The sequence below is a fragment of the Kitasatospora sp. NPDC002522 genome, assembly GCF_053595195.1.
In genome coordinates this window covers 32,997-46,164 of sequence record NZ_JBSFXE010000002.1, presented here as the reverse complement: position 1 = coordinate 46,164, position 13,168 = coordinate 32,997, and the positions used below count along the sequence as shown (strand labels likewise).

General features: G+C 71.6%; 13 protein-coding genes and 1 pseudogene. All 14 read left to right on the top strand.

Annotation, left to right across the window (positions count from 1 at the left end):
- Window positions 1-24: 24 nt before the first annotated feature.
- Complete coding sequence (locus ACWD4U_RS01900) at window positions 25-1,446, top strand: SCO6881 family protein (RefSeq protein WP_363449458.1); 1,422 nt, start codon at window positions 25-27, stop codon at window positions 1,444-1,446.
- A gap of 141 nt (window positions 1,447-1,587) precedes the next feature.
- Window positions 1,588-3,045, top strand: coding sequence for an SCO6880 family protein (locus ACWD4U_RS01895; protein ID WP_363449456.1), 1,458 nt, complete (start codon window positions 1,588-1,590; stop codon window positions 3,043-3,045).
- Between the two features lie 35 nt (window positions 3,046-3,080).
- Complete coding sequence (locus ACWD4U_RS01890; RefSeq protein WP_363449453.1) at window positions 3,081-3,533, top strand: DUF6238 family protein; 453 nt, start codon at window positions 3,081-3,083, stop codon at window positions 3,531-3,533.
- 32 nt (window positions 3,534-3,565) lie between these two features.
- On the top strand, window positions 3,566-5,065 hold the full coding sequence (locus tag ACWD4U_RS01885; protein WP_363449451.1) for an ATP-binding protein: 1,500 nt from the start codon (window positions 3,566-3,568) through the stop codon (window positions 5,063-5,065).
- Window positions 5,066-5,259: 194 nt separating this feature from the next.
- Complete coding sequence (locus ACWD4U_RS01880) at window positions 5,260-6,369, top strand: hypothetical protein (RefSeq protein WP_363449449.1); 1,110 nt, start codon at window positions 5,260-5,262, stop codon at window positions 6,367-6,369.
- Window positions 6,370-6,467: 98 nt separating this feature from the next.
- Entirely contained in the window at window positions 6,468-6,881 is a 414-nt protein-coding gene (locus ACWD4U_RS01875; protein ID WP_363449447.1) for a hypothetical protein, read from the top strand.
- 17 nt (window positions 6,882-6,898) lie between these two features.
- Window positions 6,899-7,303, top strand: a complete 405-nt coding sequence (locus tag ACWD4U_RS01870; RefSeq protein ID WP_363449445.1) for a hypothetical protein — start codon at window positions 6,899-6,901, stop codon at window positions 7,301-7,303.
- 27 nt (window positions 7,304-7,330) lie between these two features.
- Window positions 7,331-7,828 carry a hypothetical protein gene (locus ACWD4U_RS01865; RefSeq protein WP_363449443.1) on the top strand — a complete coding sequence of 166 codons (498 nt, stop codon included), beginning with the start codon at window positions 7,331-7,333 and terminating at the stop codon, window positions 7,826-7,828.
- Between the two features lie 375 nt (window positions 7,829-8,203).
- Entirely contained in the window at window positions 8,204-9,991 is a 1,788-nt protein-coding gene (locus ACWD4U_RS01860; RefSeq protein ID WP_363449817.1) for a type IV secretory system conjugative DNA transfer family protein, read from the top strand.
- Window positions 9,988-10,911, top strand: a complete 924-nt coding sequence (locus ACWD4U_RS01855; protein WP_363449441.1) for a hypothetical protein — start codon at window positions 9,988-9,990, stop codon at window positions 10,909-10,911. Before ACWD4U_RS01860 ends, ACWD4U_RS01855 begins: the two co-directional genes overlap by 4 nt.
- Window positions 10,912-10,948: 37 nt before the next feature.
- On the top strand, window positions 10,949-11,185 hold the full coding sequence (locus ACWD4U_RS01850; protein WP_363449438.1) for a hypothetical protein: 237 nt from the start codon (window positions 10,949-10,951) through the stop codon (window positions 11,183-11,185).
- A complete protein-coding gene (locus tag ACWD4U_RS01845; RefSeq protein ID WP_363449436.1) occupies window positions 11,182-12,345 on the top strand; it encodes a DnaB-like helicase N-terminal domain-containing protein in 1,164 nt (387 codons plus the stop codon). Before ACWD4U_RS01850 ends, ACWD4U_RS01845 begins: the two co-directional genes overlap by 4 nt.
- A 325-nt stretch (window positions 12,346-12,670) precedes the next feature.
- On the top strand, window positions 12,671-12,949 hold the full coding sequence (locus ACWD4U_RS01840; protein WP_449787070.1) for a hypothetical protein: 279 nt from the start codon (window positions 12,671-12,673) through the stop codon (window positions 12,947-12,949).
- Between the two features lies 1 nt (window position 12,950).
- Window positions 12,951-13,136: pseudogene (locus ACWD4U_RS01835) on the top strand (hypothetical protein); the annotation flags it as partial.
- Between the last annotated feature and the right edge of the window lie 32 nt (window positions 13,137-13,168).

Genomic DNA, 13,168 nt, shown 5'->3' with positions numbered 1-13,168 from the left:
CCGCTCCCGAAAGGAGGTACCCCCATGGGTGTCTGTGACATCCCCCTGATGAGCCAGGTCTGCGACGTGGTCGACGGCATCAACTTCGTCTCCGACCCCGGCAAGTCGATCACCGACGGCATCGGCGCGTGGATCGCCAAGTCCGCGGGTGAGCTTGCCTCCAGCGCGGCCGACCTCGCCGCCGAGGCCGTCAACGCCACCACCGGCATCGACCTCAATGCCCCCTGGTTCCGCGACAACTACGCTCTGCTGCTGCCCATCGGGCTGTCGATCATCGTCGGTACGTTCTGCATCCAGCTGATGTTCGCCGCCTGGCGCCGGGACGAGCGCGCCCTCGCCCAGGCCGCCATCGGGACCATGACCGGCGTCCTGTTCTCGTTCTGCGCGATCTCGTTCACCAGCGTGGCGATCACCGTAGTGGATGCCCTGAGCGACGGCCTGTTCCAAGCAGCCAACACGTCCGTGGACGACGCGATCCGCCGCGTCGTCAAGGTGAACGAACTCGGCGCGATGTACGGACTCGGCTGGGGTGTACCGGCGTTGGTCGCCCTGGGCTGTGCGATCGGCGCCTTCCTCTACTGGTGCACGATGGTGGCCCGCAAGGTCGGCGTCCTGATCCTGGTCGCCCTCGCAGTCTTCGCGGGAAGCGGCGGCGGCTGGGAGGTCGCCAAGCGCTGGCGGCGCGGCTGGATCGAGGCCACCGCCACGCTGGTGGTCAGCAAGCTGCTGATGACGGTGGTGTTCCTGATCGGCGTCTCCGCGATGGGCAAGTCGGATGCCAAGGACGGCATGTCGGCCCTCTCGGACGCGATGGCGGGCATCGTCGTGATGGTCCTCGTCCTCCTCTGCCCGTACGCGACGTACAAGTTCGTGCATTGGGCGACGGACAACGGCGGACACGACGACCTGCACCGCTCCGGCGTCGCCGGGATGGCGGTCGCCGCAGGCGCAGCCAAGACCGCGGCGAGCCTGGTGATGCAGGTGGGCACCGGCACGCCTGCACCGCAGGGCCCTGCCCAGGTTGCTGGCATGGGCCAGGATGGTGTCGCCTCCGGGATCGACCCATCTGGGCGGTTCAGCAAGGAAGGCATCGATGCCGGGCCGCCGAGCATGCCCACCAAGTTCCGCTTCGGCGAGGACCCGTCAGCCCCTGGCGACCGGGGCCGTGCACTCGTCCAGCGTCCGGGCATCCCCGCACTCATCACCCGGGCACCCGCCGCTGGTGGCGATGCCGGCTCGGAATCGGGTGAGGCCACGGCATCAGGCGGCTCCGCCGGCCAGAGCGCACCGGTCAGCCGGCGTTCGGATGCCACCGCCCGCGTTCCGGGCTCCTCAGGTTCCGCACCGAGCGGACCTGCGGTTCCGCCGGTCGGCGGGCCGTCGCCGCAGGGCTCGCCGGCCCCGCAGCGCTGGGTTTTCCCCCAGCAGCCGCCCTCCGGGTCCTGACCGCCCACCTCCTCGGGGCGGGCTGCTGACCGCACGGCCACAGCCCGCCCCTCCTACCCCGAACTGGAGTTCCGCCATGGCTTCCAGAAGAGCGCCGCGCCCGCCGCCCCCATCCGCCCGCTCGCACCTCCTGGATCCCCGATGTCTGATACCTCCCCGGCCACCGTGAAGTTCCCGCACCGCTCCAAGCGCGGCGTCCTGCTCGGCCTGACCGCCGCTCAGCTGATCGTCGCCTCCCTCGCCGGTCTTCTCCTGCTCGTTGTCGTCCTCACGCGCGGCGTGGTCGGCGCACTCGAACTCATCCCGTTCTGGGCCGCCGTCGCCCTGTTCGTCCTCGTTCGCCACCGTGGCCGCTCCCTGGCCGACTGGGCGCCCATCGTCACCCGTTACGCGCTGCGACGGATGCGCGGCCAGCTGATCTGGCTCGCCCGACCCTCCCGGCGGCCCGTGCGCGAGGGCCTGCTGCACCTGCCCGGCACCGCCGCCAGCCTTCGGGTCGTCACCGCACCCGACCGCCGGTACGGCGCGGTCCACGACCCGCGCGCCGGAACTCTGACCGCAATCGTCAAGGTCAGCAGCCGCGCCTACGCACTTCTCGACCCCGCCGCGCAGAACGCCAACGTCAGCGGGTGGGGCCGGGCACTGGCGGCGCTCGCCCGCACCGGGCACATCGCCCGTATCCAGGTGATCGAGCGCACGATGCCGGCCTCGGGCGATGCGCTTCGGCGCTACTGGGAGAAGACGGGCAACCCCGACGCGCCGGTCGCGGGTGAGATCTACGGCGACCTAGTCAAGAACGCCGGACCGGCCGCCGCACCGCACGAGGCATACGTCGCCATCTCGCTGGACTTCAAGGCAGCCCGGCGGCTGATCAACCAGGCCGGCGGCGGCCTGGCCGGGGGATTCTCGGTGCTGGCCCAGCTGACCGCCACCTTCGACCAGGCCGCCCGCACCGCTGGTCTCAATCCGGCAGGCTGGCTGTCCGCCACCGAGATCGCCGCCGTGGTGCGGACCGCGTACGACCCCAAGTCCCTGACCGGGCTGGATCGCTGGTCCTCCTCCGGCCACCCGGAGGCCGCCCCTGCCGCCGCCGGCCCCGTGGTTGTGATCGAGAAGGCCGGCCACATCGCCACCGACTCCGCCGTCCACGCCACCTACTGGGTCGAGAACTGGCCCCGCACCGAAACCAGCCCCGGGTTCCTGCACCAGCTGCTCTTCAGCGGCGGGGTCCAGCGCACCCTGTCCCTGGCGTACGAGCCCAAGGGCCTGGACGCGGCGATGCGCGACGTCCAGCGCAAGAAGGCCAGCATCATCGCGGACTCGGCCGAGCGCGCCCGCCGGGGCCAGGTCGACAGCGAAGCCGACACGGTCGAGTACCAGGACGTCAAGCAGCGCGAACGCCAGCTCATCGCCGGCCACGCCGATGTCGCCCTGACCGGCCTGCTGACGGTGAGCGCCGATACCGAGGACGAACTGCGCTCGGCCTGCGCCGTCGTGGAGACCGCCGCCGTCGCCGCCCAGCTCGACCTGCGCCCGCTCACCTGGCAGCAGGCCGAGGCGTTCACCGCCGCCGCGCTCCCCCTCGCGCTCGCCGCCTGAACCACCACCCCTACCCCCTTGGAAAGAGCACCGCCATGCCCCGCACCACCACTCCCCTCGCGGAGGACTTCCTTCCCTTCGCGACCGCGGCGGTCGACTTCCACCGCACGCTCAATATCCCCGCAGGCCCCCTCGTCACCTCACGCACCGAGCTGGACAGCCTGCACGCCCACCTCGTCTCCCTCCACGCCCTGCTCGACGCCCACGCCAGCCGCACCGGAGCGCTCGTGTCGATCGAGGGCGAGCAGCTGCGGGCCGCCCGCACCCGGATCTGGCAGGCGGCCGACCACGTGCACGCCGCCTACCACGCCTCCCCCCGGCCCGGCACCGGCGAGGTGCCCGACCGCGAGGCGTGCCAGGTCGGCCTTCCCGAAGGCGCGCCCGAGCTGACGATCTGCCAGCGCCACCAGCGCACCGCGCACCTCGTGCGTCGGCAGACCACCCCGGCCGACCTGCACGCCCCGTTCACCGGCCTCGTCCGCCGCTAACCCTCTCCCGCCACCCACCGGAGCCCATCGCCATGTCCAAGACCCGCGCCAGTGCCAGCCCCTTGTTCGTTCCCCGCAAGTCCTCCCGTACCGAACTTCGTTCCGCCCGCCGCGACTTCGACCGGGCCCGCCGCAAGGCCCGCCTCGCCGAGGCTCCGCCCGAGCGGGGGGAGGAGGGGCTCGATCCGGAGCTTCGGGCGACCTATCCGCCGTCAGGACGACCGGGCCCTGCCTCCGCCCGCGGCGGGAAGGTCCGCCTGCCCGCCCACCGGATGACCACCGCCGTGGCGAGCGGGGCCTATCCGTTCCTGGCGGAGGGAGGCCTGGGCTCGGAGGGGATCTTCATCGGCCGGGACGTCCATTCGGAAGGCTCGTTCTGCTACGACCCGTTCAGCCTTTACAACAGTGGCAAGGTCGAGGGCTTCACGAACCCCAACGCCGTGCTGGCCGGGATCATCGGCATGGGCAAGTCCGCGTTGGCCAAGTCCATAGCGACCCGGGCCATCGCGCACAACTACCGCGTGTACGTGCCATCCGACCCGAAGGGTGAGTGGACCGCGGTCGCCCAGGCCCTCGGCGGGCAGACCATCGCGCTGGGGCCCGGGTTGAAGGGCAGGCTCAACCCGCTCGACGCCCCGGCGCGGCCGGACGGCATGAACGAGGAGGACTGGGCGGGCGAGGTCCGCAAGCGCCGCCTCATGCTGCTGGCCGGCCTCGCCCGCACGGTTCTGGGGCGCGACTTGCTGCCGATGGAGCACACCGCCCTGGACCTCTCGCTGGACCTGGTGGTCGCCGACGCCCAGGCGCGCGGCACGGTGCCGCTGCTCGGCGAGGTCGCGCACACCCTCGGGTCACCCGAGCGCCTCGATGCCGCGCTCGGCGAGCAGGGCGGGCGGATGGGCCCGGCAGCCGAGGACCTCGCCCACGCCCTGCGGCGCCTGGTCCACGGTGACCTGTCCGGGATGTTCGACGCCCCGAGCACCTTCGTCTTCGACGCGAGCGTCCCGATGCTGACGATCGACCTCTCACGCCTAGGCGGCAGCGGCGACGACGCCGCGCTCGTCCTCGCGATGACGTGCGCGAGTGCCTGGATGGAGTCCGCGCTGGCCGACCCACAGGGCGGTCGGAGGTGGGTGATCTACGACGAGGCATGGCGGGTTATGCGCCATGTCGGCCTGCTGGAGCGGATGCAGAGCCAGTGGAAACTCTCGCGCGGGCTGGGCATCGCCAACCTCATGGTGATCCACCGGCTGTCCGACCTGCTGTCCGCCGGTGATGCCGGCTCGCGCGGCCGGGTGCTGGCCGAGGGCCTGCTCGCCGACTGCAGCACGCGCATCATCTACCGCCAGGAGAGCGACCAACTCGCCACCGCCGCCTCCCTACTGGGGCTGACCGGCGTCGAGACCCAAGCCGTCGCCGCGCTCACGCGGGGACGCGGCCTATGGAAGGTCGCCGGGCGGAGCTTCATCACCCAGCACATCCTCCATCCCGCCGAGAAGGCGCTCTTCGATACCGACGCCCGCATGCACTGAAACCCCCGTGAGTTCACGAAAGCTGAAGGGCCCGGCTGTCCGTCAGATTCGCCGCCTCCCGGCGCGCCGCACTCTGACCAGCCCCTCTACCACCAGCCCCCGGCCGCGCCAAGCCGCCAACTGCCCGCATCCTCGAACCGCCCTGGCCGCCCGGGGCTCGCTGGCACCGGCCCACTCGCTCCAGGAGAAGAACCATGCAACCCGACCAGGTGACCGTCGTGTTCACCGACACCAGCACGGGCGTCAGCGCCCAAATCCTCGGGCCCACCGCACCCGAGCGCGACACCTCTGCTCCCGCACGGCGCTACGCGCACATCACCGGCCCGCTCGCCCAGCGCGGGCTCGACACCGGGGTCGATTTCGGGGCGTACGACTACATCGTCGTCGCGGAGCTGCCCGACGAGACCTGGCTGACGATCTCGCCCCCGCCGGAGAGCGGCTCCGCGCACGCTCCCGGATTCCCGGACGAGTGGCTGGTGACCCGCACCCACCCGGACGACCCCGAGCTCTTCGAACTCGTCTACGACAGCAGGCCGGACGGGCCGCACGCCCGCAACAGGGGAAGTGTCCCCGCGCTACTGACCGCCATCGACGAGCACCTGGACCGCCTCGGCGTACCGTCCCGCCAGCAGGTCCAGGCTCTCCACGCAGGGGCCGAGTCCGCCCTCCACCGCGCCGGGTTCGTCCCCGTCGTCCGCGTGCACGAGACCTACCACCGGCTGCCCGCCGCCGTGGTCGAGCCCACGGAGCGCCGGGCCGCCGTGACGCGGGCCGTCGACTTCCTACAAGCCGACGGGTACGGCTTCGCCGGCCCAGCGGACCTGCTCGACCCCGGTCTCCCGCTGGCACTGCCCCCGTCGCGGTCGCTGGCCCAGGTCACCGAGGCCATCTCCCAGGCCAGCCACACCCGCGAGGTCGTCGACGCGCTGAGCGAGCTGACCGCACCGGGCGACGGCGTCCTCGACCAGGCCGTCAGTGCCCTCCACGAGACGGCCTCCTGGTGGGAGGGCCTGGGCGGCGCGGCCGATCCGCACTACGCCGCGCGCCTGCGCTACATCGCGACCATGGCCGATGGCTACGTGCGGGAGGTCCGGGCAATGCGCGGCGACCTCGCCGACCGCCACACAGCCCACCCCGGCCGCGCCCGGCCCGCTCCGCAGCTCGCGGCAAGCAGCGTCGATGCCCGGGTCGTCGCCGCGCTCGCGACCTCGCCCACCTCCGGCCGTACCCTCACCGGCCACCCGGCCGAAGCCGTTCTCGCCGCACCGGCCGCAGCCGTCCGCCCGGCCGGCCTGCGCCGCTGAACCACCGTCCAGGAAGGACCCCGCCATGCCCCGGCCGAACAGATTGCACCCCGCCCACCGCATTCCCGCCCGTTCGTGCCCCGAAGCGGAGTTCCACCGTGTCTGTCCCCGATCCCACTCAGCTGCCCGAGGTCGCCATCGGGCACCACCCCGACCACGGCATCGTCGCCGCTCTCCCCACCCAGTCGCCCGCTGCCCAGTGGATGCTGGAGCGCCTCGACTTCCAGCGCGTCCCCGGCCACCCGAGCCTGTACGCGCTCACCGACCAGCAGCGCGAGGCCTTCGAGCGCACTGCCTGGGCCATCAAGCTCCTCACCGGCGCCGGCTACCGGGTCGACACCGATATGTCCCTGGCCCCCGAGAGCCCGAGCGAGCAGGCACAGGCGCATCCGCGACTGGACGCCGCCGGTCCGAGCCTCCAAGCCGCGGAGCCGGATCCCGATCCAGGCGTGCAGCCCCAACACGCCGACCCGGATTTCGCGTTCGCCGAGCACCCAGGCTCGGCGTCGTAGCCGCCACCGCCTCCACCGTGAACGCGGTGGAGCGCGGCGGGCCGATCCTCGAAACGCACGGTTGGCGATTCGACTACGACCTGGACGTCTACACCCTGCCCGCCGCCACCAGCCGCAGTGAGGCCCTCGGCAAGCTCGCCCGAGCCACAGCGGCGATGCACAGGAAGGGTGACCTGCAGGTAGCCGTCCAGCCCCCGCTCGCCGTGGCCGCCATTCGGAGCGCGCCAGCTCCGGCAGCAGCAGTCCGCCACGAGAGCGGCCGGGGCTTCACCACCCACCGGTTCCCGCTCACCGCCGCCGCGCTCGCCGCGAGCCCTGCCCGCACCGGTCTGCCTGGGAAGGGGCCGGTCGCCGAGCCCAGCTCCCCCGCGTCCGCCTCGCGTCCCGTAGACCCGCGCATCGCTTTCTCCCGCAACCGTTGACCCCAACTCCCGTAAGGAGCAGTTCCCATGGCCGTGAAGAAGATCTGGACGATCACCCACTCCTGCGGGCACGAAGCCGAACGCGACCTCTCTGCCCGACCGGCCGACCGCCGCGCCGGTTACGCCGCGTGGCTCGCCAAGCAGGAGTGCACCGACTGTTGGCGGGCCGCCAAGGAAGGCGACGAGCAATACAAGGCCGCCTGGCTGGAGGCCAAGCGTGCGGAAGAGCAGGCCGCGTCCGAAGCCTGGTCCGAGCAGTACCGCATGCCGCCGCTGGACGGCACCGAGCGTGCCGTCGCCTGGGGCGTGCGCTGCCGGCACCAGATCCTGTCCGCCGCCTACGCCGCACTCGTCCTCGAAGGCGAAACGAGCGAGGCCGAGTGGGAGGGGATCGAGGACTCTGCCCGCACCATCACCCGCGCCGGCTGGTGGATCGACCAGCGCGCCTCCGAGCCCGGCGACCTGACCGAGCTGCTGGACGCGGCAACCGAGCGGGACCGACCCGTCGAGAACCCCCACTTCTGACCGATCTGGTGCCCCGCCCCGGCGGGGCACCAGCCCCTGCCACCAGCTGAGACGACCGAAGCGGAAGCGCCCTGACCGCCGACGGCTTCAACAACGAGCAGGCCGCTCGCCAGCGCGCCGCCCGCTCACTCTCGCCTCGCACAGGCGCCCAGGCCACCGGTGCCACCACCAGCTCTCAGCCTCCGCCCAGCGCCGCACCCGGCCGCCCCCTCGGACCCGCTGACGCCTCTGCTGCCGCCCGGCGAACGGACCGGCGCCATCAGGCTGGTAGGCCCAACTCACCTCACGCACAAGCAAAGGATCTTCCGCATGACCTCCAGAAGAGCACCGCGCGCCCCGCCTCCCTTCCCGTCCTCTCACCTCCCTGGACCTTCCATGCCTGCCCCTCGTTCCAGCGCGCCCTCGACCACAACCGGGACCGACGCGCTCCTCTACCTCCTCTTCGGCCTCGTCGGCGCCGCCCTCGCCTTCGGATCGCTCGCCTACCTGACGGGCAACCTCACCAACGCCCTCGTCGGAAGCGGCCCGTGGTCGGCGTTCAAGCCGACCGACGCGCTGCTGCACCCGCAGGCGCTGTGGCCACACCTGAGTCCCACCGCTGTGCCGATCGGTGCGCGGATCGTGCCCGGCGTGCTCACCGTGGCCCTGCTGACGGCCAGCCTGATCGTCTGGATGCGGATTCGCGGCGGTGCGAAGAACGGGCTTGCCCGCAAGGCCGACCTCGCTCCGCTGCTGGACAAGGAGATCACCGCCAAGGCGAAGAGTCTGCGGCCGAGCCTGTCCGACCTGAAGCCGAAGGAGATCGCGCCGGCCGAGCGGGGCATCCTCGTCGGCACCCTCTCGCCCGGTCGCGCGGAAGTCCGCGGCTCCTGGGAGGACGTGTTCGTCGCGATCATGGCCCCGCGAAGCGGCAAGACGTCGGGGCTCGCGATTCCCGCGATTCTCTCTGCCCCCGGGCCCGTGCTGCTGACGAGTAACAAGGCGGCCAACGACGCCTTCACCGCGACGGTCGACGCTCGTGCGAAGGTCGGCACGATCTGGACGCTCGATCCGCAGCAGATCGCCCACCGCCCGCGCGAGATGTGGTGGGACATTCTGGCCGATGCCCGCGATCTCGCCGGTGCCAAGCGGCTGGCCGGGCACTTCGTCGCCGCGAGCGTGGACGAGTCCAACGGCGGTGACTTCTGGAGCACTGCCGCGAGCAACACCCTCGGCGCGCTTTTCCTGGCCGCCGCCTCGTCTCGGCGCCCGATCACCGACGTGCTCGCCTGGCTGGCCTCCCCGGCGGACCGGACCCCGGTGGACCTGCTGACCGATGCCGGCCACCACGCGGTCGCCGCCCAGCTCCAGGGCACCGTGTCCGGCGCGACGGAAACCCGTGACGGCATCTACGAGACCGCGCGGCAGTACGCGAGTTGCTTGCTGGATCCGGAGATCGCCGCCTGGGTCACGCCCACCCAGGGCCTGCCCGAGTTCAAGCCCGCCGACTTCGCGACCTCCCGCGACACCCTGTACCTGCTCAGCAAGGACGGCGGAGGAAACGCCGGGGCGATCATCGCGGCTGCGGCCGACGCGGTGATGCGTGCGGCGGTGATCGTGGCCGAGTGCTCCGGCGGGCGGCTCGACCCGCCCGCGCTGTGCGTCCTCGACGAGGCCGCCAACGTCTGCCGGATCAGCGATCTCCCTGACCTGTACTCGCACTTGGGAAGTCGGGGTGTCATCCCGATGACGATCCTGCAGTCCTACCGGCAGGGCCAGAAGTGCTGGGGCGAGGCCGGCATGGACTCGCTGTGGAGCGCCGCGACCGTCAAGATCATCGGCAGTGGTATCGACGACAGCGACTTCGCGGACCGTCTGTCCCGCCTGATCGGCGACCACGACGTGCAGACCACCTCCGTCTCCACCAGCGATGGCGGCAAGTCCACCTCCGTGTCGATGCGCACCGAGCGGATCCTGCCCCCGGACGCCATCCGCGCGCTACCCAAGGGCAAGGCGCTCCTGTTCGCCACCGGCATCCGAGCGGCGATGCTCGAGCTTCGGCCCTGGTACAAGGAGCCCTCTGCGAAGGAGATCGGCCCGGCTTCCGCTCGCGCAACGAAGGCGATCACCGAGCGAGCCATCGCCAAGACCGTCAGCCGCGACGACTTCGGGCTGTCGGCATGAGCGCCCCGCAGCTTCGCTCGCTGTCGCTCGGCGCGGGGGTTCAGTCGACCTGTCTTCTGCTGCTGGCCGCCGAAGGCCATCTCCCCGGCCTGGATGTGGCGATCTTCGCAGACACGGGCTGGGAGCCTCGCTCCGTCTATGCCCACCTGGACCGGATCGAGCGGGAGATCGCCGAGCCCGCCGGCATCCCGGTCCTGCGGGTGTCCTCCGGCAACATCCGCGACGACGCCCTCGACCCGTCCAAGCGGTTCGCGTCGATGCCGCTGCACATCCTCAACCCCCAAGGGACCGAAGGGATGTCACGTAGGCAGTGCACGGGTCAGTACAAAATCCGCCCGATTAAGGAGCGGGTCCGCCAGTTGCTCGGCTACCCGTACCCGCAGCGGATTCCGGCCGGGATGTTCGCCGAGCAGTGGATCGGCATCTCGGTGGATGAGGTCCACCGGGCCAAGGACGCGGACGTCGCCTACATGAAGAACCGGTTCCCCCTTCTTGAGCTGGGCTTCTCCCGCGCCGACTGCCTGCGGCTCCTGCGCTCGCGGGGCTTCGGCGAGACCCCGAAGAGTGCATGTCTCGGGTGCCCGTACCACGGCAACTCCCAGTGGCAGCAGCTGCGCGACGGCTCGCCCGAGGAGTGGCGCGACGTCGTCGAGTTCAACTCCGCGATCAGGTCGGGCAACGCCAGGGCGACCGCCGAGGGCACTCCGCTGCTCGGCCAGGCGTACCTGCACCGCTCGCGCCGCCCGCTCGACCAGGCGCCGATCGACCGGGTCACGGCCCATGAGTGGTCCGGCCGTCAAGGCGACATCTTCGATGCCATCGCGGACGCCGAGCTGGAGAACGGTGACGCGGACGGCTGCTCGCCCTGGTCGTGCCGGTCCGGCGCCCCGGTGACCGCCTGTTTCGATCTCACGGCGTGAACCCCCCCTCCCGTTCCTCTTCCTTCAGGAGCCTTCTGTGTCCCCGAACACCCCGTCCTCGTCAGCTCCCCGTTCCGAGCGCCTCGCCGCCTCGCCCGTCGTCCGTCGTGGCGGCCAGTGGTGGCTGGTCGTCGGCAGCGGTTCCATCCTTTCCACGGACCCGACCTTCACCGGCGAGCTGGACCGGTTCGCCGCCGCGATGGCCGCCGCCGACCAGGCCGTTGCCGAACTGCGCGCCCAGAGCCGCGAATCCGGCCACCGGGGCGGGCGGTGAAGCCCCTCCTGCGGGCCGAGCAGGCAGTTCTCGGCGCCGTCCTCCTGGACCCGGGCCAGCTCACCGCGCTCTCCTGGCTCGCCCCGGACCACTTTTGCCGTCCAGTGCACCGAGCGCTGTTCGCCGCGATGTGCAAGCTCCACGCCGAGGGTCGCCCCACGCCTACGGACAAGGGGGAGGTGCCGCTGGAGTGGGTCACCGACACCATCGCCGAGGCCAGCCTCAACGTCCGTGGGCTCAGTGCGAGTTACGCCCACACGCTGATCGCGGGCTGCCCGCGACCCGGACACGCCCCGGTGTACGGGCGGATGGTTCTGGAGGGCGCGATCCACCGCACCGTGACCCAGCACGCCGTCCGCCTGCACCAGGCAGCCCGCGCGGACTCACTTCAGGGCGAGGTCGACAGCGCGCTGCACCAGGCCGAGGTCCTGGCCGACGTCTTGGCCGATCTTGCCCTCCGCTGGGGAACCGAGCCGCGCCCTGTCGCGCCCGCCCAGTCGCGGACGGCAATGGCCGAACCTCCACCGGCCGCCACGGAAGAGGCGCTTCAGGACGAGCAGATCCTGCTTTCCGTGCTGGTAAACCAGCCAGCCGCGATGGACGAGGTGGTTCGCTGGCTGCGGCCCGGCGACTTCGCCGAGCCCGGCGACGGCCAGCTCTACCGGTGCCTGGGCGCGCTGCACCACCGCGGCGAGCCGATCGACGAGCTCACCCTGCTGTGGGAGGCCCAACGGCGCGGCCTGCTCACGGACGGCGTCCTCACCGACGAGCAGATAGGCGGCATCTGCGAAGGGTACGGCGTCGGCTCGGCCGAGTTCCTCGGCGAGCAGATCATGCGCTTCTCACTGACACGGACAGCCGCCACCTCCGCTGACGCGATCAGGGCCCTGGCCGAGGACGAGGCCTTGGCACCCGGTCGGCTCATCAGCCACGCCCTGCACGCCCTCGGCTCCCTCGACGAGGTCAGGGCCCGCTGGCAGAGCGCCACTGCCGAGCCCGCCGCCACGACCATCCCTGCTTCGGCAGATCCTCCGCCCCCGGCGCGGATCGACGCTGCCCTGGCCCGAAGCCAACCGCGGCGCCGGACCCGACCCGACCCCGCAACGCAAACCGCCCACGCCCGTCCCGCTGGCCGCGCCCCCACCCGCACCCACTCCTGACCGCCGGCGCACAGCACCGGCGCCGCCTGCCCCCACCCCCACCTACCGAACTTGGAGTCCCCATGGAAACCTTCATCGCCGGGCAGCGAGAGCAGCTGCAGGAGCTGGCCGACCAACTCACCGACTTCGCCCGCAGGCTCTCCGTCTCAGCCCGCGCACCGGCCTGCCCAAGCTGACGGCCCTGTCTGACACCCTCGCCGGACTCACGGCCCTGCAGCAGCGAACGCTGGGCTGCGCCGGAGAGATCGAGGAGATAGTCGACCTGTCCGCCGAGGCGACCCTCGCGTACCAGCGAGCCGCCCTGTCCGACGCCTACGTCGCTCCCATGATCGGCATGGCGGTCGTGTTCGGTTCCGCCGTCCTGCTCACTGCCGCCCAGGCGGCTACCCCGATTGCGAAGGGCTCCGGGCCCGACGAGAGCGCGCTCGCCTACCTCAACCTCCTCGAAGCGCAGAACCTGCTGATCAGCGCAGCGGGGGGCCTACGAGAGCTGGCCAGGCACCTCACGTGCGAGGAGTCCACTGCTCTTGACGAGCTTGACGCCGCCCTGGGCACGTTCTCGCGCCTTCGTGAATGGGCGATTCCCGTCGCGCAGGAGCGGTGACATGGGGACCAGCACCTCGCCCTTTCCGCTGATCGGCAGTTTGTGGTCGGGGTACGGCGGTCTCGACCTGGGCGTTCAGGCTGCCCTCGGTGGCCGCGTGGCCTGGCACTCGGAGGTGAACCCCGACGCCTCGCGCATCCTGACCCGGCACTGGCCCGGAGTCCCGAACCTGGGCGACATCACCGCCATCAACTGGGCCGATGTGCCGAGGGTTTGCGT

Bases quoted from the DNA above. Each gene is read 5' to 3' on its own strand.
- ACWD4U_RS01900 (WP_363449458.1), top strand. From the start codon at position 25: ATGGGTGTCTGTGACATCCCCCTGATGAGCCAGGTCTGCGACGTGGTC.
- ACWD4U_RS01895 (WP_363449456.1), top strand. From the start codon at position 1,588: ATGTCTGATACCTCCCCGGCCACCGTGAAGTTCCCGCACCGCTCCAAG.
- ACWD4U_RS01890 (WP_363449453.1), top strand. From the start codon at position 3,081: ATGCCCCGCACCACCACTCCCCTCGCGGAGGACTTCCTTCCCTTCGCG.
- ACWD4U_RS01885 (WP_363449451.1), top strand. From the start codon at position 3,566: ATGTCCAAGACCCGCGCCAGTGCCAGCCCCTTGTTCGTTCCCCGCAAG.
- ACWD4U_RS01880 (WP_363449449.1), top strand. From the start codon at position 5,260: ATGCAACCCGACCAGGTGACCGTCGTGTTCACCGACACCAGCACGGGC.
- ACWD4U_RS01865 (WP_363449443.1), top strand. From the start codon at position 7,331: ATGGCCGTGAAGAAGATCTGGACGATCACCCACTCCTGCGGGCACGAA.
- ACWD4U_RS01860 (WP_363449817.1), top strand. From the start codon at position 8,204: ATGCCTGCCCCTCGTTCCAGCGCGCCCTCGACCACAACCGGGACCGAC.
- ACWD4U_RS01855 (WP_363449441.1), top strand. From the start codon at position 9,988: ATGAGCGCCCCGCAGCTTCGCTCGCTGTCGCTCGGCGCGGGGGTTCAG.
- ACWD4U_RS01840 (WP_449787070.1), top strand. From the start codon at position 12,671: ATGATCGGCATGGCGGTCGTGTTCGGTTCCGCCGTCCTGCTCACTGCC.